A 25,768-nucleotide genomic window follows, 5' to 3' on the forward strand; every position below is an offset into this window, starting at 1 on the left:
GCGGGAGAGGGGGCGGGCTCGGTAGGCTCCGGGACCATGGAGACAGTGGGGTACCCGGAGGGCTACGCGGGCGGTCAGGCCACCGTGCCGGCCCAGGGCTGGGCCGAGCCCGGCCAGGCACCGGCCGGCAGCGGCTGGCCCGCCAACGAGCTGGAGCAGGTGCTCACCGCCGCGCTCGGCGATCCCGGCGCCACCCCCCGGGTGATCGAGGTGCTGGCCCGCAGCCAGGTGTGGATCCCGCTGCCCGCCGGCGGCGACCCGGGCGGCACCGCGCTCGACCTGCCGACCATCGAGCTGGCCGGCGCCCCCTACGTGCCGGTCTTCTCCTCCGAGGAGCAGTTCCTGCGGCACGCCCCGGGCCTGTCCTGCGCGGTCGCCCCGGCCTGGGAGTTCGCCCGCGGCCTGCCGCTGGGCATCGGCATCGCGGTGAACCCGCAGGCGCCGGTGGGCATCCCGGTGCCGCCGGAGGGGGTCGCCGAGCTGCGCCGCGGGCCGCGCGAGGACCGCTGGGGCGCGCCGGGCGGCGCGGGGCTGCCGGAGGGCGCCCGGGTGGCGCTGCGCGAGCCGGAGCCGGCCGAGGAGCCGGCCGCCTTCCTGTACGCGGTGCGGGCCGAGCTGGACGCGCTCGGCGGGGTGCTGACGGCGCGCCGGGCGCTGGCCTCGGTGGAGGGCGAGCCGACCGTGCTCTTCGTGGGCGTCCAGCTGGACCCGGCGGCCCCCGCCGACCCGGTGGCGGTGAACACGGCGCTCGGCCGGGCGCTGGGCGTGGCGCCGCTGCCGGGCGGGGTGCACATGGTGCTGCTGGATCTGGTGGCCGACCCGGTGGTGGAGTGGCTGCTGCAGCGGGTACTGCCGTTCTACGAGCGGGGCTGACCGCGTTCTACGAGCGGGGCTGACCGACCGAAGAAGCGTGCCGGACCGGCGGACCCGCCGGTCGGCATGACGCTGGTCACCCGGGCGCCGTAGGGTGGCGCCGACACGCGGCGAGCGCCGCGGCGAGGACGCGGGCGGAACGGGGAGAGGGTACCGGTGACGACGGGAGCGGCAGGCGGTGGCGCGGGGCCGTGGGGCCCGGCCCCCGGCGCGGACCCGGGGGCCCTGGAGCGGGCCCTGCGGGAGGTCGCTCCCGAGCGCTGGGAGGCCTACGAGCAGCTGCTGCGCGAGCTGGCCGCCGGCCGGGTCTGGATGCTGCTCTGGCACGGCAGCCCCGGCAGCCCGGACGCCCAGTACGGGAACATGGACATCGGCGGCCACGGCTACGCGCCGGCCGCCACCTCCCCCGAGCAGCTGGCCGCCAGCGGCTGGAACCGCGCGCACGAGGTGATCTCCGGCCGGGAGATCGCCGACACGCTCTACCGCACCCGCTGGGGCCTGTGGCTCAACCCGCACGCGGCGGGCGGCGGGGTCGGCGTCCCCTGGGCGGACCTGCGCCGGGTGGCGGCCGGCCTGGACCGGCTGCCGGCCGGCCCGCTGCGGATCGGCGAACCCCAGCTGCCGGGCCTGGAGCGGTTCCACGGCCTGCTGATGCAGCAGGCGCCCTCGGTGCGCCCGGTGCGGGCGCTGCGCCGGGCCTGGGTGGAGCCGGTGCTGGGCGAGCCGTACCTGGCGATCGGGCTGGAGCTGTACGACACCTCACCGGGCTCGGTGGAGGCAGTGCGGGCGCTGATGCAGCGGGCGATCGCGCAGGCGCCGCCCGGGCTGGCGGTCTCCACGGTGGCGATGAGCGACGAGTACGACCCGGTGGCGCTGTGGTTGCGCGCCAACACCCGGCCGTTCTACCACCGCGAGGCCACCCCGCAGCCGTACCCGGCCGCCTACCCGCCGCCGGGCTACCCGCAGGCGCCCCAGTACGGCGCCTCGCTGCCCCCGCAGCAGGGCTGGCCGCAGCAGCCCTGGGGCGGTCGCTGACCGTGACCGCCCGGGTGCGGTCGCTGAGCGCGCACCCCTGCTCCGGTCACCGACCGCGACGACGAGCGAGTCGCGCCGGCACGCGCACTTGAGCGTGCCTTGAGCGTCCGCGGCACCCCCGCCGCCACCCCCGGCGCGGCCCCGATCACCGCCCCACCGTCCGTCCACCCGGCACGACCTGCGCCGATGTCGACCGCGGTGGCCTCCGTCGGCGAATCTGACGGTGCATCAAGGATCGAACGTCCACGTACCACCGACGCTCCAGATGATCATCCACGGTGAACATCTGATGATCATTCAGGTTTACCGATCATGAATATCGGTAGATCACAGTTGGGCATCCTTCGCCGGGCGGGGCTGGCGCGAGCCTGTCGCCAGCGGCGAGAGTTCTGCGCACCGCACCAGCCGAGCAGCCAAGCCGGCCTGGCTCGTCGGTTCTGACCAGGACCTGACACCGCCATGCCCGTCTCCAGGCTGCCCATGGGCCGACAACCGTCGGCGAGGGGACGCCAACTGCCCATGACCACACCCACCGACACCACCCCGGCCGTTCCCGGCGATCCCGCCCCGGCCACCACGGGCGCACCGGCCGCGATCGAAGGCCGCTCGCTCGGCCGGATCGCCTGGCTGCGCTTCAAGCGCGACAAGGCCGCCGTCGCCGGCGGCGTGGTGGTCATCCTCTTGGTGCTGCTGGCCCTGCTGGCCAAGCCGATCGAATCGGTCTTCGGGCTCAGCCCGGACGCACTGCACCAGGACCTGCTGGACGCCGACCTCGGCGGCCTGCCGACCGGCTCGTTCGGCGGCATGAGCCTCTCCCACCCGCTGGGCATCGACCCGCTGCAGGGCCGTGACCTGCTCTCCCGGATCATCGAGGGCTCCTGGGTCTCGCTGCTGGTGGCCTTCGGCGCCACCGTGCTGTCCAACACCATCGGCACCGTGCTCGGCGTGATGGCCGGCTACTACGGCGGCTGGGTGGACACCGTGATCAGCCGCGTGATGGACACCTTCCTGGCCTTCCCGCTGCTGCTCTTCGCGATCTCCATCTCGGCCTCGCTGCAGGGCGGCGCGTTCGGCCTGCACGGCCTGCCGCTGCACCTGGCGGTGCTGATCTTCGTGATCGGCTTCTTCAACTGGCCCTACATGGGCCGGATCGTGCGCGGCCAGACGCTCTCGCTGCGCGAGCGGGAGTTCGTCTACGCGGCCCGCAGCCTTGGTGCCCGCGGCCCGTTCATCCTGTTCAAGGAGCTGCTGCCGAACCTGGTCGGCCCGATCCTGGTCTACTCGACCCTGCTGATCCCGACCAACATCCTCTTCGAGGCGGCACTCAGCTTCCTCGGCGTCGGCATCCAGCCCCCGCAGTCCAGTTGGGGCGGGATGCTGAACGACGCGATCAAGTACTACCAGGTCGACCCGGAGTACATGGTGGTCCCGGGTCTGGCGATCTTCATCACCGTGCTCGCCTTCAACCTGCTCGGTGACGGACTGCGCGACGCGCTCGACCCGCGCAGCAACTGACCTCTGCACATCAGTCAGCTCTGGCCCGTCAGGTCTGGTCCAGACCATTCTTCCCAAGGGGTTGATCCAGCAATGCGCCGATCCCGCTTTCTCGCCATGGCAGCGGTGACCGCAACCGCCGCGCTCGTGGTGAGCGGCTGTGGCAGCAGCAAGTCCTCCGGCGGTGGCGGCACCACCGTCGCCGGCCAGAACGCCGCGACCACGCAGATGGTGAACGCGTCCTCCCAGAAGGGCGGCACGGTCACCTACGAGATGAAGGGCACCCCGGACTCGCTCGACCCGGGCAACACCTACTACGCCTACATCTGGAACTTCTCCCGGCTCTACGCCCGGGCGCTGACCACCTTCCAGCCCGGCCCGGGCAGCGCCGGCGACAAGCTGGTCCCGGACCTGGCCACCGGCATGGGCCAGGTCAGCGACAACGGCCTGACCTGGACGTACCACCTGCGGGCCGGCCTGAAGTACAGCGACGGCACGCCGATCACCTCCAAGGACGTCAAGTACGCGGTGGAGCGCAGCAACTTCGCGCCGACCGTGAACTCCAACGGCCCGACCTACTTCCAGGAACTGCTGGTCGACAACACGCCCAGCTACCAGGGCCCGTACACCGACAAGAGCCCCGACGGCCTGAAGTCGATCCAGACCCCGGACGACACCACCATCGTCTTCCACCTGAACCAGCCGTTCGCCGACTTCGACTACCTGGTCAGCGCGCCGCAGACGGCCCCGGTGCCGCAGGCCAAGGACGACGGCGCCGGCTACGTGAAGCACATCGTCTCCAGCGGCTCGTACATGTTCCAGTCGTACGACGACGGCAAGGGCGCCACCCTGGTCCCGAACCCGAACTGGGACCCGAGCACCGATCCGCTCCGCAAGCAGCTCGCGGACAAGATCGTGCTGAAGATGAACATCGACCAGAACACCATCGACCAGGACCTGATCGCCGGCAACGCCAACGTCGACCTGGTCGGCGGCGGCGTCGACCCGCAGACCCAGGCCAAGCTGCTGCTCGACTCCAAGCTGAAGGCGCAGACCGACAACGCCTTCGGCGGTCGCCTGGCCTACATGGCGCTGAACACCAAGGTCGCGCCGCTGGACAACGTGGACTGCCGCAAGGCCGTCGAGTACGCGCTCGACAAGGTCTCGGTGCAGACCTCCGAGGGCGGCCCGATCCGCGGTTCGATCGCCACCAGCGTGCTGCCGCCGGACATCCCGGGCTACCAGAGCATCAACCCGTACGCCAGCCCGAACAACAACGGTGACGACGCCAAGGCCAAGCAGGAGCTCGCCGCCTGCGGTCACCCGGACGGCTTCAGCACCACCATCACCGCGCGCAGCGAGCGCGACACCGAGGTCGCCGCGGCCACCTCGATCAAGGCGGCGCTGGGCAAGGTCGGGATCAACGTGACCATCCAGCAGTACCCGCAGGGCAAGTACTTCTCCGACTACGCGGGCGTGCCGGACTTCACGGACAAGAACGGCATCGGCATGATCATGATGCAGTGGGCCGCCGACTGGCCGACCGGCTACGGCTTCCTGCAGCAGATCGTCGACGGCCGCTCGATCAAGGCCTCCGGCAACAGCAACCTCTCCCAGCTGAACGACCCGGCGGTCAACAAGCTGATCGACGACGCGGGCAGCAACACCGACCAGTCGGCCCGGGAGAAGGACTACGCGGCGATCGACGCGCAGGTGATGAACGACGCGGTGATCGTCCCGCTGACCGACTACAAGGTCTTCAACTTCCGGCCGTCCAACGACACCAACCTGGTCGCCACCTCCGCCTACGACGGCGAGTACGACTACCTCAACATCGGCACCACCTCCAAGTAAGAGCCTGGCTCCCCGTCCCCGAAGGCAGGTGAAGGCGAGCGGAGCCGGCCCAAGGGGGGGGGGGGGGGGGGGGGGGGGGGGGGGGGGGGGGGGGGGTTTTTTTTTTTTTTTTTTTTTTTTCTCCTCCCCCCCCCCTCCCCCCCCCCCCCCCCCCCCCCCCCCCCCCCCCCCCCCCCCCCCCCCCCTGGGGCGGGGCACCCGGAGCCGTCCAACTGTGTTGGCCTACATCATCCGCAGGACGTTCGCCGCCCTGGTACTGCTGCTGGTCGTCAGCGCGGTCACGTTCTGCATCTTCTTCCTGCTCCCCCGCATCGCGGGTGAGACCACCGACCAGCTCGCCGCCCAGTACATCGGCAAGAACCCCACGCCCGAGGCGATGGCGGCGATCAAGAAGAACCTCGGCTTCGACCAGCCGCTCTACATCCAGTACGGGCGGTTCGTGAAGCAGCTCTTCGTCGGCGCCCAGTACAAGTACGGTCCGGACGCGACCACCTGCCACGTGCCCTGCTTCGGCTACTCCTTCAAGAACCACGTGGAGGTCTGGCCGGAGATCCGCACCCGGATCCCGGTGACCTTCTCGCTGGCGATCGGCGCCGCGGTGCTCTGGGTGCTGTCCGGCGTGGCCACCGGCGTGATCTCGGCGCTCAAGCCCAAGTCGATCTTCGACCGGCTCTCGATGGGCGTGGCGCTGGCCGGCGTCTCGCTGCCGATCTTCTTCACCGGTGCGCTGCTGCTCACCCTGTTCAGCTACAAGTGGCCGATCTTCAGCAATCTGCACTACGTCAACTTCACGGACAACCCGTTGAGTTGGGCGGACAACCTGGTGCTGCCGTGGATCTCGCTGGCCTTCCTGTACTCCGCGCTGTACGCCCGGCTGACCCGCTCGGGGATGCTGGAGACGATGAGCGAGGACTACATCCGCACCGCGCGGGCCAAGGGCCTGCCGGAGCGCGACGTGGTGGTCCGGCACGGCCTGCGGGCCGCGCTCACCCCGATCCTGACCATCTTCGGCATGGACCTCGGTCTGCTGCTGGGCGGCGCGGTGATCACCGAGCAGGTCTTCTCGCTGCAGGGCATCGGCTTCTTCGCGGTCTCCGCGATCTCCGACAACGACCTGCCGAAGATCCTCGGCGTGACCCTGGTCGCGGCCTGCTTCATCGTGGTCTGCAACCTGCTGGTTGACCTCCTGTACGCCGCCGTCGACCCCCGGGTGAGGCTGTCATGACCGTCGATGCCACCCCCGCAGCCGCCGCCGGGCCGGGCGACCCGTTCCTGTCCGTGCGCGACCTGCGGATCCACTTCGACACCGACGACGGCCTGGTCAAGTCGGTCGACGGGGTCAGCTTCGACCTGGCCCGCGGGCGCACCCTGGGCATCGTCGGCGAGTCCGGCTCCGGCAAGTCGGTCACCTCGCTCGGCATCATGGGCCTGCACCGCAGCAAGCGGGCGCGGATCGGCGGCGAGATCTGGCTGGACGGCGAGGAACTGGTCGCCGCCCACCCGGACCGGGTGCGCAGGCTGCGCGGCCGGTCGATGGCGATGATCTTCCAGGACCCGCTGACCGCGATGCACCCGTACTACACGGTCGGCGCGCAGATCATCGAGGCGTTCCGGGTGCACAACCCGGCGGCGAGCAAGAAGCAGGCCCGGGTGCGGGCGATCGAGATGCTCGACCGGGTCGGCATCCCGCAGCCCGACCGCCGGGTGGACGACTACCCGCACCAGTTCTCCGGCGGCATGCGCCAGCGCGCGATGATCGCCATGGCGCTGGTCAACGACCCCTCGCTGCTGATCGCCGACGAGCCCACCACCGCGCTGGACGTCACCGTGCAGGCCCAGATCCTGGACCTGATCCGGGACCTGCAGCGGGAGTTCGGCTCCGCGGTGATCATCATCACCCACGACCTCGGCGTGGTGGCCGAGCTGGCCGACGACATCCTGGTGATGTACGGCGGCCGGTGCGTCGAGCGCGGCTCGGCCGTCGACCTCTTCGACGCGCCCGAACACCCGTACACCTGGGGCCTGCTGGGCTCGATGCCGCGGCTGGACCGGCCGCTGCAGGACCGGCTGGTGCCGGTCCGCGGCACCCCGCCGAGCCTGATCAACGTGCCGTCCGGCTGCGCCTTCCACCCGCGTTGCCCGTACGCCGAGCTGACCGGCGGCCGGTCGCACGGCGAGCGGCCGGAGCTCGTGGAGACCACCCCGGGCCACTTCGCCGCCTGCCACCTGCCGGCCGACGAGCGGGGCCGGATCTTCGCCGAGCAGATCGCGCCCAAGCTGTGACGCCCGACCAGAGCACCGTGCCAGCTTCGGTGAACGTTACGGAGAGCAAAGCATCATGACGGACATTCAGGACGTCGCCCAGCCGGTGGCGACCCCGGCCGGTGAGCCGCTGCTGCGGGTCACCGACCTGGAGCGGCACTTCCCGATCCGCAAGGGCGTGCTGCGCCGGGCCGCCGGCGCGGTGCGGGCGGTGGACGGGATCAGCTTCTCGGTGCGGGCCGGCGAGACCCTCGGGGTGGTGGGGGAGTCGGGGTGCGGCAAGTCCACCATGGGCCGGCTCGTCACCCGACTGGACGAGCCCACCGGCGGGCGGGTCGAGTTCGAGGGTCGGGACATCACCCACCTGGGCGTGAACGCGATGCGGCCGCTGCGCCGGGACATCCAGATCATCTTCCAGGACCCCTACTCCTCGCTGAACCCGCGGCACACGGTGGGCACCATCGTCGGCGCCCCCTTCAAGCTGCAGAAGGTGGCCACCGAGGGCGGGGTGAAGAAGGCGGTCCAGGAGCTGCTGGAGCTCTGCGGGCTCAACCCCGAGCACTACAACCGCTACCCGCACGAGTTCTCCGGCGGCCAGCGGCAGCGCATCGGCATCGCCCGGGCGCTGGCGCTGCGGCCGAAGATGATCGTGGCCGACGAGCCGGTCTCGGCGCTCGACGTGTCGATCCAGGCCCAGGTGGTCAACCTGCTCGACGACCTGCAGCGCGAGCTCGGCCTGACCTACCTGATCATCGCGCACGACCTCTCGGTGGTCCGGCACGTCTCGGACCGGGTGGCGGTGATGTACCTGGGCAAGATCGTCGAGCTGGCCGACCGCGACACGCTCGACACCGATCCGGCCCACCCCTACACCACCGCCCTGCTCTCCGCGGTGCCGGCGCCCGACCCGCGCCGCAAGGACCGGCAGCCGGGCGGGGCCGGCGGGCGGATCCTGCTCACCGGGGACGTGCCCTCGCCGATCAACCCGCCCAGCGGCTGCCGGTTCCGGACCCGCTGCTGGAAGGCGCAGGACATCTGCGCCGCGCAGGAGCCGCCGCTGGCCGAGCTGCGGCCGGGGCACCTCACGGCCTGCCACTTCCCGGAGACCCGGGCGGCGGCGGAGCCGGTGACCCGGCCGGCGGCGTCGCCGGAGCCCGCGCCGAAGGCGGAGGCCGCCGGCGAGGAGTGAGCCGTACGGCCGCCCGTCGGTGCCCCTGGCGCCGGCGGGCGGGCCCGGTCCGCGGCGGAACGTTTCGGCACATCCCGTCGCACAGGGGACACTGGGCCGGTGACCTCGCAGATCTTCTCGCCCGACGTGCAGCAGACGCTGGACCTGATCGGCATCTTCGTCTTCGCACTCTCCGGCGGCCTGCTCGCGGTCCGCAAGAACATGGACATCTTCGGCATCTGCGTGCTCGCCGAGGCCACCGCGCTCGGCGGCGGCGTGATGCGCGACCTGCTGATCGGGGCCACCCCACCGGCCGCCTTCACCAACCTCGGGTACTTCCTCACCCCGCTGGTCGCCGGCATCGTGGTCTTCTTCCTGCACCCCGAGGTGGAGCGGATCAACCGCACCGTGCAGACCCTGGACGCGCTCGGCCTGGGCCTGTTCTGCGTCACCGGCACGGTGAAGGCGCACGACCACGGGCTCGGCGCGGTCGCCTCGGTGGCGCTGGGCATGCTCACCGCGGCGGGCGGCGGCGTGATCCGCGACGTGCTGGCCATGGAGACGCCCTCGCTGCTGCGCTGGGACCGCGAGGTCTACGCGGTGCCCGCGCTGGTCGGCTCCACCCTGGTGACGGTGCTGATCGCGATCGGCCACCTGACCACGGTCACCGCGAGCAGCGCCGCGATGATCGCCTTCGTGCTGCGGATGCTCGCCCTCAAGTACGGCTGGCGCGCGCCCCGGGCCTGGCACCGCAAGAGCACCCGGGCCGGTGAGGACTAGGGGTGTCTGACTCCCCGACAGCCGGTGGGCCCGCGGGCACCACGCCCGGGCGAGGGGCGCCTACACTGGTTCAGCCATGCCATACCTCGACCACGCGGCCACCACCCCGATGCTCCCCGAGGCGATCGCCGCGATGACGGCGCACCTCGGTGCCACCGGCAACGCCTCCTCCCTGCACGCGGCCGGCCGCCGGGCCCGCCGGGTGATCGAGGAGTCCCGGGAGTCCCTGGCCGCCGCGCTCGGCGCGCGGCCCAGCGAGATCGTCTTCACCGGCGGCGGCACCGAGTCGGACAACCTCGCGGTCAAGGGCCTGTACTGGGCCCGGCGGGACGCCGACCCGGCCCGCACCCGGGTGCTGTGCAGCCCGGTCGAGCACCACGCGGTGCTGGACGCGGTGCACTGGCTGGCCGAGCACGAGGGCGCCCGGGTCGAGTACCTGCCGGTGGACGGCCACGGCCGGGTGCACCCCGAGGCGCTGCGCGCGGCGATCGAGGCCGACCCCGCCTCGGTCGCGCTGGTCACCGTGATGTGGGCCAACAACGAGGTCGGCACGCTGCAGCCGATCACCGAGCTGTCCGCCGTCGCGCGCGAGTTCGGCATCCCGATGCACGCGGACGCGGTGCAGGCGCTGGGTCAGGTGCCGGTCTCCTTCGCCGACTCCGGACTGGACGCGCTGACCGTCACCGGGCACAAGGTCGGCGGCCCGTACGGGGTCGGCGCGCTGCTGCTCTCCCGCACCGCGACGCCGGTGCCGCTGCTGCACGGCGGCGGCCAGGAGCGCGACGTGCGCTCCGGCACCCTGGACGTGCCGGCCGCGGCCGGCTTCGCGGCGGCCGCCGAGCTGGCGGTGGCGCGGCAGCCGGAGGCGGCGGTGCAGCTGGCCGAGCTGCGCGACGACCTGATCGCCCGGGTGGTGGCCGCGGTGCCCGACGCGGTGCTCAACGGCGACCCGGCCGGGGCCGGCCGGCTGCCCGCGAACGCGCACTTCTCCTTCCCCGGCTGCGAGGGCGACGCGCTGCTGATGCTGCTGGACGCCGCCGGCATCGAGTGCTCCACCGGCTCGGCCTGCTCGGCGGGGGTGCCGCAGCCCAGCCACGTGCTGCTGGCGATCGGCAGCGACCCGCTGCTGGCCCGGGCCTCGCTGCGGTTCTCGCTGGGGCACACCTCGACCAAGGCGGACGTGGACGCGCTGGCGGCCGCGATCGGGCCGGTGGTGGCCCGGGCCCGCACCGCGGGGCAGCGGTAATCGCTGCGGGGGCCGGGGCGGGCATTGCGTACCCTGGGGGACTATGACTGACTTCCCTGGTGCCCCCACCGGCCCGTCCGACGGCCGTCGGCTGCGCGTGCTCGCCGCGATGTCCGGCGGGGTGGACTCCGCCGTCGCCGCCGCCCGCGCCGCCGAAGCGGGGCACGAGGTGACCGGGGTGCACCTGGCGCTGTCGTCCAACCCGCAGTCCTTCCGCACCGGCGCCCGCGGCTGCTGCACCCTGGAGGACTCCCGGGACGCCCGGCGGGCCGCCGACGTGATCGGCATCCCGTTCTACGTCTGGGACCTGGCCGAGCGGTTCCGCGAGGACGTGATCGACGACTTCGTGGCCGAGTACGCGGCCGGGCGCACCCCGAACCCCTGCCTGCGCTGCAACGAGAAGATCAAGTTCGCTGCGCTGCTGGACAAGGCGGTCGCCCTCGGGTTCGACGCGGTGTGCACCGGGCACTACGCCCGGATCGTCGAACTGCCCGGCGGTGGCCGCGAGTTGCACCGGGCGGTGGACGCCGCCAAGGACCAGTCCTACGTGCTGGGCGTGCTCGACGCCGAGCAGCTGGCGCACTCGCTCTTCCCGCTCGGCGACACCACCAAGGAGGAGATCCGGGTCGAGGCCGAGCGCCGCGGCCTGGCGGTCGCCAAGAAGCCGGACAGCCACGACATCTGCTTCATCGCCGACGGCGACACCCAGGGCTTCCTGGCTCGGCACCTGGGCACCGCCACCGGCGACATCGTGGACGAGACCGGCGCCAAGGTCGGCGAGCACGACGGCGCCTACGGCTTCACCGTCGGCCAGCGCAAGGGCCTGCGGATCGGCCGCCCGGCGCCGGACGGCAAGCCGCGCTACGTGCTGGACATCTCCCCGGTCACCAACACGGTCACCGTCGGCCCGGCCGCCGGCCTCGACGTGCTCGGCCTGACCGCGATCCGCCCGCGCTGGTGCGGCACCGCGCCCACCGCGAGCGGGCGCACGGTGTCGATGAAATGCACCGCCCAGCTGCGCGCGCACGGCGAGGAGGTCCCGGTGACCGCCGAGCTCGCGGACGATGAGCTGACGGTGCGCCTGGACCGGCCGGTGCGCGGGGTGGCCCCCGGACAGGCGGTGGTGCTCTACGACGGGACCCGGGTGGTCGGTTCGGCCACCATCGCGAGCACCGAGCGGCGGGCCCCGGCGGGGATCCGAGCGGCGGGCGTCTGATAGTCCTTGTCCATCATGAACATCACCGTCTTCTGCTCCGCGTACTCGCTCGACGCCCGCTACACCGGCCCCGCCGCCGACTTCGCCCGGCAGCTCGGCGAGGGCGGCCACACCCTGGTCTGGGGCGGCTCCAACGCCGGGCTGATGGGCCTGCTCGCCGACACGGTCAAGGCCGCCGGCGGCAAGCTGGTCGGCGTCATGGTCGAACTGCTCGCGCACAAGGGTTACCCGGGCGCCGACGAACTGGTGATGACCCCCGACCTGCCCGCCCGGAAGGCCGAGCTGCTGGCCCGGGCGGACGCGATCGTGGTGCTGGTCGGCGGGCTCGGGACGCTGGACGAGGTCACCGAGGTGCTGGAGCTCAAGAAGCACGACCTGCACGGCAAGCCGGTGGTGGTGCTCGACACCGAGGGCTTCTACACGGGCCTGCGCACCCAGCTGGAGCGGATGGACGCCGAGGGCTTCCTGCCGCGGCCGCTGGGCGAGCTGATCACCTTCGCCGAGACCCCGGCCGAGGTCTTCGCGCACCTCGCCACTTCCTGAGAGGAACCCCACCATGGCCACCCACCTGCTCACCGGCGCCGGCTCCGGGATCGGCGCCGCGGTCGCACAGCGCCTGCTGGAGCGGGGCGACCGGCTCTGGCTGCTGGCCCGCGACGCCGGCCGGGCCGCCGAGCTGCGCGAGCGCTTCCCCGGTGCCGAGACCCTGGTCGGCAACCTGGCCGACCCTGCCAAGCTCGCCTGGGCCTTCGGCCACCAGACCCTGCCGCTGGAGCTGGACTCGCTGCTGCACGTCGCCGGGGTGGTCGAGCTGGGCCCGGTCGGGGACACCCCGGTCAAGGTCTGGCAGGAGACCCTGGCGATCAACCTGGTCGCCCCCGCCGAGCTGACCCGCCTGCTGCTGCCCCAGCTGCGCCAGGCCCGCGGCCACGTCGTCTTCGTCAACTCGGGCGCCGGGCTCACCGCGCACGCCGAGTGGGGCTCCTACGCCGCCAGCAAGTTCGGCCTGCGCGCGCTGGCCGACTCGCTGCGCCAGGAGGAGCACGGTGGCGGCGTCCGGGTCACCACCGTGTACCCGGGCCGGGTGGCCACCCCGATGCAGGCCAAGGTGCACCAGCAGGAGGGCCGGGAGTACGACCCGACCCGCTGGATCGCCCCGGAGTCGGTGGCCACCGCCGTGCTGACCGCCCTCGACCTGCCGCGGGACGCCGAAATCACCGAGCTCACGGTGCGCCCCGGGCGGTAGCCTGCTGCGCTATGCGCATCACCTCACGCAACTCCCGCTTCCAGCAATGGGAAGCGTTACTCGGCAACCGCACCAAGCGCCGCCGGGCCGGGGAGTTCCTGGTCCACGGCGTCCGCCCGATCTCGCTCGCCGTCGAGCACGGCTGGCCGATCCGGGCCCTGCTCTACGACGCCGGCCGCAGGCTCTCCGGCTGGGCGGACACCCTGCTGCGCGAGGTGCGCGGTGCGGAGACGGTGGCGATGGCACCGGAGCTGCTGGCCGAGCTGGGGGAGAAGGGCGAGGCCGCCCCGGAGCTGATCGCCGTCGTCGCGATGCCCGAGGACTCGCTGGACCGGATAGCGGTGCGGGACGACTTCCTCGGCGTTCTCTTCGACCGCCCCACCAGCCCCGGCAACATCGGCAGCATCCTCCGTTCGGCGGACGCCTTCGGCGCCTCGGGACTGATCGTCTCCGGCCACGCGGCCGACGTCTACGACACCAAGTCGGTGCGGGCCAGCACGGGTTCGCTCTTCGCCCTGCCCGCGGTGCGGGTGCCCTCGCACCACGAGGTGCTGGAGTGGCTGGCGGCGCACCCGGCGGTGCAGGTGGTGGGCACCGACGAGAAGGGCGAGCGCGCCGTCTACCACCACGACTTCACCCGCCCGACCCTCCTGCTGGTCGGCAACGAGACCTCCGGCCTGAGCACGGCCTGGCGCGACCGGTGCGACGTCCTGGTCAGCATCCCGATGACGGGCGCCGCGAGCTCCCTCAACGCGGCGAACGCGGCAACGGCCGTGCTGTACGAGGCGGCGAGGCAGCGGCGGACGTAGCTGTTCTGCGTGGGAAGTCGGCTGGGCCGACTTCCCAGTCCGTGGCCTTCACCCCGGCGCGATGACCACCCACACCCGCTTCCCGACCCCGTTCCGCGGCCCGCACCCCCACTCGCGCGCCAACTCCGCCACCAGCAGCAGCCCGCGCCCCGCCTCCCGGTCCCCGGTCGCGGGGCGCGGCACGGGTTTGGCGTCGCTGGCGTCCTCGACCGCGAGGTACAGCAGGTCGGCCGTGCCGTCGTGCTCGAACCCGACCCAGATGCGCTGCCCGGCCCGGGTGCCGTGCTGCCACGCATTGGTGACGAGCTCGGTCAGCACCAGCTCCGCGGTGTCGGAGAAGCGCGAGCCGCCATCCAGCTGGGCGAGGAACCGGCGCAACTGACGGCGCGCGTCCCCGGGCGAGCGCCGGCTGCGCGGGAGCCAGCAGTGGTGGCGGGGGGTGGGGGTGACGGGTTCAGGCAGGCATGCGGCCATGACGGGGCTCCCTCGGAAGTGCTGAAGGTCGAGGAGGAAGGGCGCGTCCAGCCAGGGGCGATGCGGGCAGGGCGCACCAAGGGGCGCTGCTGTGCGTGATTGCGTGATCACCCACAGCGGTGTCCTGTGTCAGGATGCACCTGCTGGTCCATCGAAAGCAAGGCCTGGAAATGCATGGCATGCATGTGCGAATCCAAGTTGCTCAAAAGGGAGTTGGTCGCAAGAATCGGGTGCCATGGTGACGAAGCGTCAAGTGCCGACAGTCCGGCTGCGGCGTCTGGCCGCCGAGCTGCGCAGGCTCAGGGCGGTTGCCGAGTTGACCCAGGGAGACGTCGCGGAGGCGACGGGCATCAACACCGCGACGCTGTACCGGATCGAGAGCGCGAAGGTCCGGCCGCAGCGGCGGACGTTGATGACGTTGCTGGAGCTGTACCAGGTACCGCAGTTGCGGCGCGGCGAGGTCCTGGCCCTGTTGCAGGACAACGGCGAGCAGAGCTGGCTGCGCCCGTACCACGCCGACCTGCGTGACGGGTACATCGAGTACATCGGCCTCGAAGCCGAGGCGCGGGCCGTCTGGAACTACGAATCGTTGCACGTGCCGGGTCTCCTGCAGACCGCGGACTACTACCGGGCAGTGGTTCGCAGCGTGCTCCACGCGGCCGATGAGGACGAGATCGACCGCCGGGTGCGAGTACGCCTTGAGCGGTACTCCGTCCTGGTCAAGGACGAACCGTTGCAGTTCCGGGCGGTGCTGGACGAGGCGGCCATCCGACGTGCGGTCGGAGGACCTGAAGTGATGTGTGATCAGCTCCGCCACATGGTTTCGGCGGCGGCCTTGCCCAACGTGACGCTTCAGATCATCCCGTTCACTGCCGGGGCTCATGCCGGGATGCCCGGTTCGTTCGCACTGTTGAGCTTCCCTGAGGCGGAAGGGCCTGAGATCATCTATGTCGACAGCAGGGCCGGCGACATCTTCATCGAAGCGGCCGAGGACCTGGATCGCTACGGTGACACGTTCGATCGTCTCGTGAGCCTGGCGCTCAGCCCTGATGAGTCCGTGAGCCTGATCGCCGAGGCTGCTGGCGAATTCGGCGAACGAGCAGAGGGGGCAGCATGAGCACGGTCGGGCCGTCCCAGGCCACGTGGCGGAAGAGCTCGTACAGCAGTGCCGAGAGCCAGTGCGTCGAAACCGCCATCCTCCCCCACACCATCGCCGCCCGCGACTCCAAGGACCCGCACGGTCCCGCCCTGGCCTTCCCCGTCCCCGCCTGGTCGGCCTTCCTCACCGGCCTCAAGGGCGGCGCGTTCGACCTCTGCTGAGGCCGGAATTCCACGAGCGCTTCCGCGCCCGCGCTGCCATGATCGGCAGCATGACGCGCACCTTCGATCATCTCGTGGCCGAGGCTTCCGAGGTCTCCGTGGCGGGCTGGGACTTCTCGTGGCTGGACGGGCGGGCCACCGAGCAGCGGCCGTCCTGGGGGTACCAGAAGCTGATGGGCGAGCGGATGGCCCGGGCCTCCGCCGCGCTGGACATCCAGACCGGGGGCGGCGAGGTGCTCGCCGGGGTGCCGACGCTGCCTCCGCTCGCCGTGGCGACCGAGGGGTGGCCGCCGAACGTCGCCAAGGCCACCAGGCTGCTGCACCCCCGCGGGGTGGTCGTGGTCGCCGATGCCGACGAGCCGCCGCTGCCGTTCGCCGACGAGGCGTTCGACCTGGTGGTGAGCCGGCACCCGGTGGCGGTCTGGTGGGCGGAGGTCGCCCGGGTGCTCCGGCCGGGCGGGACCTACTTCTCGCAGCAGGTCGGGCCGGCCAGCGTGTTCGAGCTGGTGGAGTTCTTCCTGGGCCGGCTGCCCGAGGAGGTCCGCCGCAAGCGGCACCCCGAGGACGCCCGGCAGGCGGCCGAGGCGGCCGGGTTCGAGGTGGTGGATCTGCGCGCGGAGTCGCTGCGCACCGAGTTCTTCGACATCGGCGCGGTGATCTACTTCCTGCGGAAGGTGATCTGGATGGTGCCCGACTTCTCCGTCCACACGTACCGGGAGCGCTTGCGCGAACTGCACGACCGGATCGAGCGCGAGGGCCCGTTCGTCGCGCACACCAGTCGGTTCCTGATCGAGGCCCGCAAGCCCGCGTAGCCGTTCCGGCGGCCTCAGCGCCGCCGGGCCAGGGTGACCCCGTCCCGCACCGGCAGCATCACCGACTCCACCCGCTCGTCGCCCGCGATGAAGTCGTTCAGCTCGCGCATCGCCACGTGGTCCGCCTCCTGGTAGGCGGGGTCGAGGACGCGCCCGCCGAGGAAGACGTTGTCCAGCACCACCAGGCCGCCCGGGCGCAGGCGGCGCACGATCTCCTCGTAGTACGCGCGGTAGCCCTCCTTGTCGGCGTCGATGAAGGCGATGTCGATCACCGCGTCCGCGGGCAGTGCGCGCAGGGTCTCGATGGCCGGGGCGAGCTTCAGGTCAATCCGGTCGGCCACCCCGGCCTGCTCCCAGGCCGGGTGGGCGAGGGCGGTCCACTCCTCGCTGGTGTCGCAGGTGAGCACCCGGCCGTCCGCCGCCAGGCCGCGGGCGATGCAGAGGGTGGAGTAGCCGGTGAAGGTGCCGACCTCGACCGCGAACCGGGCGCCGACCAGCTTGGTCAGCATGGTGAGCAGCACGCCCTCGTCGTGCGCGACCTGCATCCCGGCGGACCGGGGCGCGCCCTCGCGGGTGCTGGTGGCCAGGTCGTGGAGCACCTCGTCGGCGGGGGTGCAGTGGTTCAGCAGGTACTCGTCGACCAGCGGCGAGACCGGCTCCAGGTCGCCGCCCGCCACCGGTGCTGCCCATTCGACGATGAGCTCCTCCTGGGCGGCGAAGCGGACCAGGTGCCGGGCGACCACGTCCTGGATCCGGGCCAGCGACTCCTCGTCGGCCGCCGTGGCGACCAGCCGCAGGCCCAGCGGGGTGGCGGTGAGCGCGCAGCTGCCGGCGCCGGTGGTGACCGTGCCGCGGGCGGTGCCGGTCATCGTGGTGGTGGCCTTGTGGCCCAGGTGGGCGATGAGCTGCTTGAGGTAGCGGGCGGGGCGCTCGGTGGGGACGCGGGCGATGGAGATGGGCACGGGGACCTCCGTCTGAGGTAAGTGGCGGGATTACTCGACGCTTGATGTCGAGGGCCATTCTGTTGCCCCGTCAGTCGGCTTGTCAAAGCGTTCGGATTTCTGGACACTTTCGGCATGCCAGCCCACGACGAGCCCGAACCCCTGGTCCTCAGTACCCCCGAGCAGTTCAAGGCGATGGGCCACCCCGTCCGCCACCGCCTGATCAACGTGCTGCGCCAGCGCCCGGCGACGCTGCGCCAGCTGGCCGACGCGCTCCAGCTGCCCAAGGGCACCGTGGGGTACCACGTCAAGACGCTGCGCGAGGCCGGTCTGGTAGTGCTCGCCGAGAGCCGGCAGGTGCGCGGCGGCACCGAGCAGTACTTCGCGCTGGCCAGCCGCAGCTTCACCTTCCACGAGGAGAGCGAGGGCGGCGCCGAGTTCCTGATCAACGCCGCCATCGCCGAGCGCCTCCCACCGCGCCCCGGGCAGGCCGAGCACACCCTGTTGCGCCACCTCTGGCTGACCGACGAGGAGGCGCACGCGCTGGCCGCCCGGCTGCGCGCGGAGGGCGAGGCCCCGATGCCGGTGGACAGTTCGCGGGGGGAGGCCTACGGGCTGCTGGTCACCCTCTTTCCGGCCGACATCCCGGCCCTCGCCCCGGAAGCGGACTGACCGCCCCGAAGACAAGGAGTAGCGGGGCGCGGACCGACCCCAGTCCGGCCCCCGCCCCGCACCCCGCCCCGCCGGCCCCCGCCTACTCGCTGCGCAGCACCTCCGCGATGGTCAGCCGCGCCGCCGACCGGGACGGCAGCAGCGCCCCCAGCACCGCGATCACCACCCCCGCCGCCGCGACCAGCGCCAGCGTGCCCGGGTGCCAGACGTGCATCATGCTCGACGGCAGCTCCATCCCCACCGGGTGCGTCATCAGCGGCACCACCACCGCGTGCGCGAGCATCCCGAGCGGGACCCCGATCAGGCCGCCGACCACCCCCAGTGCCGCCATCGAGGTGACCATCATCACCGTCACCTGACGTGGCGTCATGCCGATCGACTTGAGCATCCCCAGGTCGCGGCGGCGCTCGCGGGCGTTCAGCACCACGGTGTTGAAGACGCCGAGCGCGGCGACCGTGCCGAGCAGCACGCTGAGCACCGTGGCGGTGCCGACGATGGTGAGCTGGATGCTGTTGCCGCCGCCCTTGGGGGAGGGCTGCAGGGCGGGTTCGACCGCCTGCGCCGCCGCGTCGTAGGCGTTGACGTCGGTGCCGTGGACGAGCCGCACCCAGTACTGGTTGACGTAGCCGTCCGCCGCCGGCCCGGGGGCCAGGGCGTCCAGGGCCGGCCAGTCGGCGTTCGCCTCGTCCGCGTTGTCGTTGATCGACAGGCCGACCATGGTCAGGGTCTGCCGGTGGCCGTTCAGCTCCAGGGTGATCCGGCTGCCGAGCGTCAGGCCGCGCTTCTCGGCGAACGCGGTCCCCGTGGTGAACTCGTCCGGACCGTGTGCCTGATGGCCCTTGACCAGGGGGTTGTCGTTGACCTCGCTGTCCCCGCGCAGGAACCAGACCCAGGTGGGCTGGTTGTCGCCGGCCACGTGGAGCAGCACGGGTGCGGCGGCCACGACCTTGTCCGCGCCCGGCAGGGAGCTCAGCCTCGCCTGGATCTGCCGGTCGGTCAGCTTGGGCGCGAGGTGTCCCGGACCGCCCGAGGCGCTCGCGTAGATGACGGTCGAGACGCGGCCGGCGTCCGAGTCCACGATCGCGTTGATGGTGCCGCTCAGTCCGGCGGTGAGGGTCACCGTCAGCACGCCGAGCACCAGCGACATCATGGTCAGCGCGGTCCGGGCCGGCCGGGCGAACGGCAGGCCCAGCCCCAGGCTCACGGACCGCGGCAGCCGGGTCCCGGCGAGCCGGCGTTGCACCGACAGCCCGCGCCCGGCGCGCGGCGCGCTGCCCGCGCTGATCGCCCGGGCGGCGGGCAGGCGGTGCGCGCGCAGCGCCGGGAACAGGGCCGCCAGCAGCACCAGGGCCGGCATGCCGATCAGCGTTCCGAGCGGGACCCAGGGGCTGAGCGTGGCGGTGAAGAAGCCGGCATCGAAGCCGGAGAAGGACATCCGCAGCAGTGGTCTCGCCGCCAGCACGCCGAGCCCGGTGCCGAGGGCGCCGCCGACCACCCCCGGCACCAGCATCATCATCAGGTACACCGCGACCACCTGGTTCGGGGTGAAGCCCAGCGCCTTGAGCACCCCGATGTGGCGGTAGCCGGAGACCACGGCGCCGCTGACCACGTTGGCGGTGATCAGCACCGCGACCAGCAGGCCCAGGACGCCGAAGGCGCCCAGGAACGGGATGTAGGCCTGGGCCGAGGCGGTCATCGACTGCTTGACCGTCAGGTAGGAGGTCGAGCCGAGCACCGAGCCCGGCGGCAGCCCTGCGGTGACCGCGGCCTGGCCGGCCTGCACCTGGCCCGCCGTGCCCGCGTGGGCGAACCGGTAGAGCATCTCGGTGGCGGTCGGGTGCATCGCGGCCAGTTGGTCGGGCGTCACCCAGGCGTCGGCCGTCAGGCTGATGCTGGAGGCGAGGCCCACGACCGTCAGCGGCGGCGCCCCGGGCAGCGTGAGTCGGCTGCCGATCTTGGCGTAGTGCTGGCTGGGGGCCTTCATGAGCACCAGCTCGCCGGGCCGCTCGGCCCAGCGCCCCTCGGTGAGGTCGACCCGGTCCACCGGGCCACCCGGGTCCGCGCGGCCGACGAAGGTGATCGGACCCGGTGGCGGGACGTACGCGGCGGCGTCGGAGGTCTGCATCCCGCTGGGGGGTGCGGTGAGCACCACCTCGGGGAAGGGGCCGGCGACGGCGGTGACGCCGGGGTGCTCGGCGGCCCGGACCAGTTGGTCGTCACTCGCCTTGGCCGGGTCGTAGGTGACGGTGAGCTGGGCGCCGCGCTGCTGGTCGAAGGTCTGGTCGAACGGGCCGGAGGCGGCCTGCACCAGGCCGAGCGCGACCACCAGGGCGACGGTGGAGGTGAGGATCACCAGGCCGATCACGAAGGTCTGCAGCCGGCGCCGCCGCACCGCCGCCCGGGAGGCCCGCCACACAGCGCTCATGCGCCCACCTCGCAGAGCTCGGTGAGCGCTTCGCGCACGCGCAGCCCTTGAATTGTTCGCTCGCTCACTGGGTCCGCTCCAGGGCCGACTCGCGGGCCACCCGGCCGTCGGAGAACTCGACCAGCCGGCTCGCGCACCGGGCGGCCAGGCGCCGGTCGTGGGTCACCAGCAGCAGCGTCTGGCCGATCTGGTTGAGGTCGATCAGCAGGTCCATCACCTGCTCGCCGGCCTGGCTGTCGAGTGCGCCGGTGGGCTCGTCGGCCAGCAGCAGGGCCGGGCGGTTCATCAGCGCCCGGGCCACCGCGACCCGCTGCCGCTCGCCGCCGCTGAGCACCGCGGGGTAGGCGTTGCGGCGGTCGGCGATGCCGAGCTCGTCCAGCAGCTCCAACGCGCGGCGCCGGGCCTGGCGGGCCGGGGTGCCGGTCAGCTGGGCCGCCAGCGCCACGTTGTCCAGCGCCGGCAGGTCGTCGATCAGGTTGAAGAACTGGAAGACCATGCCGATCCGGCGCCGCCGGAAGAGCGCGAGCCCGGTCTCGTCGAGCGCGCCGAGGTCCTCGCCGAGCACGGTCACCGAGCCGGTGGTCGGCCGGTCGAGACCGGCGATCATGTTGAGCAGGGTGGACTTGCCGCAGCCCGAGGGCCCCATCACCGCGACCGCCTCGCCGGCCCGGATCTCCAGCGACACCCCGTCGAGCGCGACCGCCTCCCCGAACTCCTTGCGCACGCCGGCCAGGCGCACCACCACCTGGTCCGCGGCCAGGTCCCCCGTGTCCTCTGTTCTGGTCATGGCAGCAAAGCTAGGGGCGCGGCCCCGGGTGATCATCAGCCCGGCGGGGTAATCCGGCGGGCCGGTCATCCCGGGGATGTACCCGGCAGCCGGCCCCGCCGGCCGCGTAGTCTGCACCCGTGACCAGCGAAGCGACCCGCGAACCCGCCTTCCCCGCCCTGCTCGGCGCCGCGACCGGCATCGGCTCGATGCCCGGCACCGACGCCCGGGAGGCCGCCCGCACCTCGGTCGGCGCCCTGGAGCAACTGCCCTTCCTGCCCGAGCTGCCGGCCCGCGGGCCGGGGGCGGACATGATCGGGCGCACCGCGGGCCTGTTGGTCGAGCTGTTCGCGCAGGTCGAGCCGAGCGGCTGGCGGTTCGCCGACCGGCCGGGCCGGGACACCCGGCGGGCGCACTCCTGGCTGGGCGAGGACCTGGACGCGCTGGAGGAGTTCACCCAGGGCCACACCGGCGCGCTCAAGGTGCAGGCGGTCGGGCCGTGGACGCTGGCCGCCGCGATCGAGCTCAAGCACGGCGAGAAGGCGCTGGCCGACCCCGGCGCCTGCCGGGACATCGCCGGCTCGCTCACCGAGGGCCTGCGCCGGCACCTGGCCGAGGTGCGCAAGCGGGTGCCCGGCGCGAGCGTGGTGCTGCAGCTGGACGAGCCCTCGCTGCCCGCGGTGCTGGCCGGTGCGGTGAAGACGGCCAGCGGCTTCCAGCGGCTGCGCGCGGTGGACCGGCAGCTGGCCGAGGAGGTGCTGCGCGAGCTGGTCCGGGCGCTGGACGCCCCGGTGGTGGTGCACTGCTGCGCGCCGGCGGTGCCGATCCCGCTGCTGCGCCGGGCCGGCGTGGCCGGAGTCTCCCTGGACTTCGGGCTGTTGACGGAGCGTGAGGACGACGACCTGGGTGAGGCGATCGAGGCGGGCGCGGTGCTGCTGGCCGGTGTGGTTCCCGCGGTCGCCGGGTCCGGTGGCGTCGATCGGGCAGTGTCGGACCCGGCCGGTAATGTCACCGTTGTCAGGACGTTGTGGCGCAGGCTCGGACTCGATCCGGAACTGCTGGGCCGCCGCGTGCTGGTGACGCCGACCTGCGGGCTGGCGGGCGCGAGCCCGGCCCACGCCCGGCAGGCGCTGTCACTCAGCGTGAGGGGTGCTCAGAGCCTGGTGGACAACCCGGAGTAACGGTCAAGGAGGGCGTTCGGTGGCGGCTGTCGAGGGCTGGGAGGAAGTCCCGGCGGAGGCGCGCCGGCGTCATGCCGAGCTGGCGGCGGAGATCGAGGAGCACCGGGTCCGCTACTACGAGCAGGACGCGCCGATCGTCAGCGACGCCCGGTTCGACGTGCTGATGCGCGAGCTGGAGGCGCTGGAGGCCGACCACCCGGTGCTGGTCACCCCGGACTCGCCGACCCAGATGGTGGGCGGCGGCGCGGCCGAGGGCTTCACCAAGGTCGAGCACCGGGAGCGGCTGCTCAGCCTGGACAACGCGATGGACGACGAGGAGCTGGCCGCCTGGGCCGACCGGGTCGCCCGCGAGCTGGACGGCCTGGACTACCACTACCTCTGCGAGCTCAAGGTGGACGGCCTGGCGGTCAACCTCACCTACGAGCACGGCCGCCTGGTGCTCGCCGCCACCCGCGGCACCGGCCGGGTCGGCGAGGACATCACCGCCAACGTCCGCACCATCAAGGAGATCCCGCACCAGCTCACGGGCGAGGACGTCCCCGCGCTGGTGGAGATCCGCGGCGAGGTCTACCTGCCCACCGAGGCCTTCGCGGAGCTCAACGCCTCCTTCGCCGCCGAGAACGAGCGCCGCCGGCAGGAGAACGAGGAGCGGGCCAGGGCCGGCAAGCGTCCCCAGGCGCTGGTCAAGCTCTTCGCCAACCCGCGCAACGCCGCCGCCGGTTCGCTGCGCCAGAAGGACCCGCTGGTCACCGCCGCCCGCCCGCTGCACATGGTGGTGCACGGGATCGGCGCCCGCGAGGGCTTCGAGATCGACTGCCAGTCGCACGCCTACCGACTGCTGCGCGACTGGGGCCTGCCCACCGCGAAGCACAACACGGTGGTCGGCAGCCTGGCCGAGGTGCGGGCCTTCATCAAGAAGTACGGCGAGCAGCGCCACTCGGTCGAGCACGAGATCGACGGCGTGGTGGTCAAGGTGGACGAGATCGCGCTGCAGGGCCGGCTCGGCGCCACCTCCAAGTCGCCGCGCTGGGCGATCGCCTGGAAGTACCCGCCGGAGGAGGTCACCGCCAAGCTGGCCTCGATCAAGGTCGGGATCGGCCGCACCGGTCGGGCCACCCCGTACGCGGTGCTGGCCGAGCCGGTCAAGGTGGCCGGGTCGATGGTGCAGTACGCCACGCTGCACAACCAGCAGGTGGTCAAGGCCAAGGGCGTGCTGCTGGGCGACACCGTGGTGCTGCGCAAGGCGGGCGACGTGATCCCGGAGATCCTCGGCCCGGTGGAGGACCTGCGGGACGGCACCGAGCAGGAGTTCGTGATGCCGGCGACCTGTCACGAGTGCGGCAGCGAGCTGCGCCCGATGTCCGAGGGCGACATCGACCTGCGCTGCCCCAACGCCGAGCACTGCCCGGCCCAGATCCGCGAGCGGATCGCCTACCTGGGCGGACGCGAGTCGCTGGACATCGAGGGCCTGGGCTACGTGGCGGCCACCGCGCTCACCCAGCCGTTGGAGCCGGCCGAGGCGCCCGTCAAGAACGAGGGGGACATCTTCGGCCTGAGTGTCGAGCAACTGCTGCCCATCAAGGTGCTGGTGCGCGACCAGAAGACCGGTCTGCCCAAGCTCGACGACGCCACCGGGGAGGAGAAGGTTGTCTCCTTCTTCGCCAATCTCAAGGGGGAGGCGAAGAAGAACACCACCGTGCTGCTGGACAACCTGGCCGCGGTCAAGGAGCGCCCGCTCTGGCGCTTCCTCAACGGTCTGTCGATCCGGCACGTCGGGCCGGTGGCCGCGCAGGCGCTGGCCCGCGAGTTCCGTGACCTGGACGCCATCTTCGCGGCGAGCGAGGAGCAGCTGGCGGCCGCCGAGGGGGTCGGTCCGATCATCGCCCGGGCGATCGTCGAGTGGTACGAGGAGGAGTGGCACCGGGAGATCCTGCGCAAGTGGCGGGCGGCGGGGGTGCGGTTCGTCGAGGAGGCGGCCGAGGAGCAGGGGGAGCGTCCGCTGGAGGGGCTCACCGTGGTGGTCACCGGCACCCTGGCGGGGCACACCCGGGACGGGGCCAAGGAGGCGCTGGTCTCCCGCGGAGCGAAGGTGACCGGTTCGGTTTCGAAGAAGACCGACTTCGTGGTGGTCGGTGACAACCCCGGATCGAAGTACGACAAGGCGGTGCAACTCGGCCTGCCGGTGCTGGATGATGCGGGCTTCGCGGTGCTGCTCGACGCCGGTCCGGGCGCGGCCCGGGCCCACCTCGGGCTGCCGCCGCTGGAGGCCGGGTCGACCGTTCCCGGAGCCGGCGACTCCGGAACGGCCGCCGCCGGGGCCGCCGAGGTAACCCCCGAGGGGGCTGACCAGGCCTGACGTGTCCCTCTTGTTATCGTGCTGATGCCTCGTCACCCGGGTGGTGGGCGCGTAAAGGGGGCATCGTGTCACTGTGCGGCGCCGACCCCGTGCTGGCGTGCTTCCGGATGACCGAAAGTCCGCCCCCACCCCGGGGGCGGACTTACCCTGGAGCGCAACAGTGTGTCAGCAGGAGTGGGGGCACCGGCCAGCAGGATCAGCTGGGGGCCGGCGCCGACCGGGGCCGCTCCCGGGCTGAGACCGACTGGCACGCGATCAGGTAGTGCCAGGGCCGACCGTTCTTCGGGTCGGTTCCAGCCGCGATGCGGCCTGGCGGGGGCGGGCCTGACGGAGGACAGGGCGTATGGATCGTGGGACCGGCGGTGCGCTGACGCGTCCGCCGCAGGGGGTGGCGGGTGCGGTCCTGCTGCTCGGTGTGCTGCTGGCCGGAGCCGCACCGCTCATTCCGCTGGCCGTCCTGGTCAGCCGGCACGAGCCCGAACTGCTGCCGCTCTTCGCGGTCCCGCTGGCCGTCCTGGTGGCGGCCTGGCGGATCGCCCGGGACCGGGCCAGGGATCAGCTCACCGATCCGCTGACCGGACTGCCGAACCGGCATGCGTTGCTGCTGGCCGCCCAGGAGGCGATCGCCGAGCACGAGACCGAGGAGGAGTACAGCGTCGGCCTGATCCTGTTCGATCTCGATCGTTTCCGGTCGCTGAACGACACGCTCGGACATGCCGCCGGCGACCGGTTACTGGTCCACATCGGCCGCCGGCTGCACCGGGTGCTGCGCGGGGCCGGTGGGGCCGGCGGTCGGTCCGGCAGCTCCCGGTCGGCCGGGGCGGTGGGCGGCCCGGCC

24 protein-coding genes are annotated in these 25,768 nt (G+C 72.4%); 20 read left to right on the forward strand and 4 right to left on the reverse strand.

Going from position 1 to position 25,768, the window contains the following annotated elements; all coding sequences use genetic code 11:
* Positions 1–36 precede the first annotated feature (36 nt).
* The 13 genes from ACQRUO_RS14075 to ACQRUO_RS14135 all read left to right on the forward strand — a co-directional run bounded on the left by ACQRUO_RS14075 (position 37) and on the right by ACQRUO_RS14135 (position 13,983).
* Positions 37–873, forward strand: coding sequence for an enhanced serine sensitivity protein SseB C-terminal domain-containing protein (locus tag ACQRUO_RS14075; protein ID WP_428316209.1), 837 nt, complete (start codon positions 37–39; stop codon positions 871–873).
* Positions 874–1,029: 156 nt separating this feature from the next.
* Positions 1,030–1,908: an enhanced serine sensitivity protein SseB C-terminal domain-containing protein gene (locus ACQRUO_RS14080; RefSeq protein WP_428316210.1), complete on the forward strand. Its 879-nt coding sequence runs from the start codon at positions 1,030–1,032 to the stop codon at positions 1,906–1,908.
* A 519-nt stretch (positions 1,909–2,427) separates the two neighbouring features.
* The gene (locus tag ACQRUO_RS14085) at positions 2,428–3,423 is read left to right on the forward strand and encodes an ABC transporter permease (RefSeq protein ID WP_428316211.1); all 996 of its coding nucleotides are present in this window, start codon (positions 2,428–2,430) and stop codon (positions 3,421–3,423) included.
* A gap of 96 nt (positions 3,424–3,519) precedes the next feature.
* Positions 3,520–5,256, forward strand: coding sequence for an ABC transporter substrate-binding protein (locus ACQRUO_RS14090; protein WP_428316212.1), 1,737 nt, complete (start codon positions 3,520–3,522; stop codon positions 5,254–5,256).
* Between the two features lie 214 nt (positions 5,257–5,470).
* Entirely contained in the window at positions 5,471–6,481 is a 1,011-nt protein-coding gene (locus tag ACQRUO_RS14095; protein ID WP_428316213.1) for an ABC transporter permease, read from the forward strand.
* Complete coding sequence (locus ACQRUO_RS14100; protein WP_428316214.1) at positions 6,478–7,539, forward strand: ABC transporter ATP-binding protein; 1,062 nt, start codon at positions 6,478–6,480, stop codon at positions 7,537–7,539. The genes ACQRUO_RS14095 and ACQRUO_RS14100 overlap by 4 nt, the downstream gene beginning before the upstream one ends.
* Positions 7,540–7,594: 55 nt before the next feature.
* On the forward strand, positions 7,595–8,707 hold the full coding sequence (locus ACQRUO_RS14105; protein WP_428316215.1) for an ABC transporter ATP-binding protein: 1,113 nt from the start codon (positions 7,595–7,597) through the stop codon (positions 8,705–8,707).
* A gap of 99 nt (positions 8,708–8,806) precedes the next feature.
* Entirely contained in the window at positions 8,807–9,466 is a 660-nt protein-coding gene (locus ACQRUO_RS14110; RefSeq protein WP_428316216.1) for a trimeric intracellular cation channel family protein, read from the forward strand.
* A gap of 76 nt (positions 9,467–9,542) precedes the next feature.
* A complete protein-coding gene (locus tag ACQRUO_RS14115; RefSeq protein WP_428316217.1) occupies positions 9,543–10,712 on the forward strand; it encodes a cysteine desulfurase family protein in 1,170 nt (389 codons plus the stop codon).
* Positions 10,713–10,755: 43 nt separating this feature from the next.
* Positions 10,756–11,928 carry a tRNA 2-thiouridine(34) synthase MnmA gene (mnmA, locus tag ACQRUO_RS14120; protein WP_428316218.1) on the forward strand — a complete coding sequence of 391 codons (1,173 nt, stop codon included), beginning with the start codon at positions 10,756–10,758 and terminating at the stop codon, positions 11,926–11,928.
* Positions 11,929–11,943: 15 nt separating this feature from the next.
* The gene (locus ACQRUO_RS14125; protein WP_428316219.1) at positions 11,944–12,471 is read left to right on the forward strand and encodes a TIGR00730 family Rossman fold protein; all 528 of its coding nucleotides are present in this window, start codon (positions 11,944–11,946) and stop codon (positions 12,469–12,471) included.
* Between the two features lie 13 nt (positions 12,472–12,484).
* Complete coding sequence (locus ACQRUO_RS14130) at positions 12,485–13,174, forward strand: SDR family oxidoreductase (protein WP_428316220.1); 690 nt, start codon at positions 12,485–12,487, stop codon at positions 13,172–13,174.
* An 11-nt stretch (positions 13,175–13,185) separates the two neighbouring features.
* Entirely contained in the window at positions 13,186–13,983 is a 798-nt protein-coding gene (locus ACQRUO_RS14135; RefSeq protein WP_428316221.1) for a TrmH family RNA methyltransferase, read from the forward strand.
* Between the two features lie 48 nt (positions 13,984–14,031).
* Here the strand turns inward: ACQRUO_RS14135 and ACQRUO_RS14140 are convergent, their stop codons facing one another.
* The gene (locus ACQRUO_RS14140; RefSeq protein WP_428316222.1) at positions 14,032–14,457 is read right to left on the reverse strand and encodes an ATP-binding protein; all 426 of its coding nucleotides are present in this window, start codon (positions 14,455–14,457) and stop codon (positions 14,032–14,034) included.
* Positions 14,458–14,692: 235 nt separating this feature from the next.
* On the opposite strand from ACQRUO_RS14140, the gene ACQRUO_RS14145 reads away from it, so the two are divergent.
* The 3 genes from ACQRUO_RS14145 to ACQRUO_RS14155 are packed head-to-tail and all read left to right on the forward strand — an operon-like array spanning position 14,693 to position 16,589.
* On the forward strand, positions 14,693–15,574 hold the full coding sequence (locus ACQRUO_RS14145) for a helix-turn-helix domain-containing protein (RefSeq protein ID WP_428316223.1): 882 nt from the start codon (positions 14,693–14,695) through the stop codon (positions 15,572–15,574).
* Positions 15,571–15,777, forward strand: coding sequence for a DUF397 domain-containing protein (locus tag ACQRUO_RS14150; RefSeq protein ID WP_428316224.1), 207 nt, complete (start codon positions 15,571–15,573; stop codon positions 15,775–15,777). Before ACQRUO_RS14145 ends, ACQRUO_RS14150 begins: the two co-directional genes overlap by 4 nt.
* A 50-nt stretch (positions 15,778–15,827) precedes the next feature.
* Positions 15,828–16,589, forward strand: a complete 762-nt coding sequence (locus ACQRUO_RS14155) for a class I SAM-dependent methyltransferase (RefSeq protein WP_428316225.1) — start codon at positions 15,828–15,830, stop codon at positions 16,587–16,589.
* Positions 16,590–16,603: 14 nt separating this feature from the next.
* Here ACQRUO_RS14155 and ACQRUO_RS14160 read toward each other — a convergent pair whose 3' ends face one another.
* A complete protein-coding gene (locus ACQRUO_RS14160; RefSeq protein ID WP_428316226.1) occupies positions 16,604–17,551 on the reverse strand; it encodes a DUF2218 domain-containing protein in 948 nt (315 codons plus the stop codon).
* Positions 17,552–17,665: 114 nt separating this feature from the next.
* Between ACQRUO_RS14160 and ACQRUO_RS14165 the strand changes: the two genes are divergently transcribed.
* Positions 17,666–18,202, forward strand: a complete 537-nt coding sequence (locus tag ACQRUO_RS14165; protein ID WP_428316227.1) for an ArsR/SmtB family transcription factor — start codon at positions 17,666–17,668, stop codon at positions 18,200–18,202.
* Positions 18,203–18,284: 82 nt separating this feature from the next.
* On the opposite strand, the gene ACQRUO_RS14170 is transcribed toward ACQRUO_RS14165, so the two are convergent.
* Entirely contained in the window at positions 18,285–20,627 is a 2,343-nt protein-coding gene (locus ACQRUO_RS14170) for an FtsX-like permease family protein (protein WP_428316228.1), read from the reverse strand.
* Positions 20,628–20,691: 64 nt separating this feature from the next.
* Positions 20,692–21,414, reverse strand: a complete 723-nt coding sequence (locus tag ACQRUO_RS14175) for an ABC transporter ATP-binding protein (RefSeq protein ID WP_428316229.1) — start codon at positions 21,412–21,414, stop codon at positions 20,692–20,694.
* A gap of 119 nt (positions 21,415–21,533) precedes the next feature.
* Between ACQRUO_RS14175 and ACQRUO_RS14180 the strand changes: the two genes are divergently transcribed.
* From ACQRUO_RS14180 to ACQRUO_RS14190, 3 genes are all read left to right on the forward strand, one after another.
* On the forward strand, positions 21,534–22,574 hold the full coding sequence (locus tag ACQRUO_RS14180) for a methionine synthase (protein ID WP_428316230.1): 1,041 nt from the start codon (positions 21,534–21,536) through the stop codon (positions 22,572–22,574).
* A gap of 19 nt (positions 22,575–22,593) precedes the next feature.
* The gene (ligA, locus tag ACQRUO_RS14185) at positions 22,594–24,930 is read left to right on the forward strand and encodes an NAD-dependent DNA ligase LigA (RefSeq protein ID WP_428316231.1); all 2,337 of its coding nucleotides are present in this window, start codon (positions 22,594–22,596) and stop codon (positions 24,928–24,930) included.
* 343 nt (positions 24,931–25,273) lie between these two features.
* A partial coding sequence (locus ACQRUO_RS14190; RefSeq protein WP_428316232.1) for a GGDEF domain-containing protein occupies positions 25,274–25,768 on the forward strand: 495 nt, incomplete at its 3' end.

Source organism: Kitasatospora sp. LaBMicrA B282 (genome assembly GCF_050325825.1).
In the GTDB taxonomy this organism is placed as follows: Bacteria; Actinomycetota; Actinomycetes; order Streptomycetales; family Streptomycetaceae; genus Kitasatospora.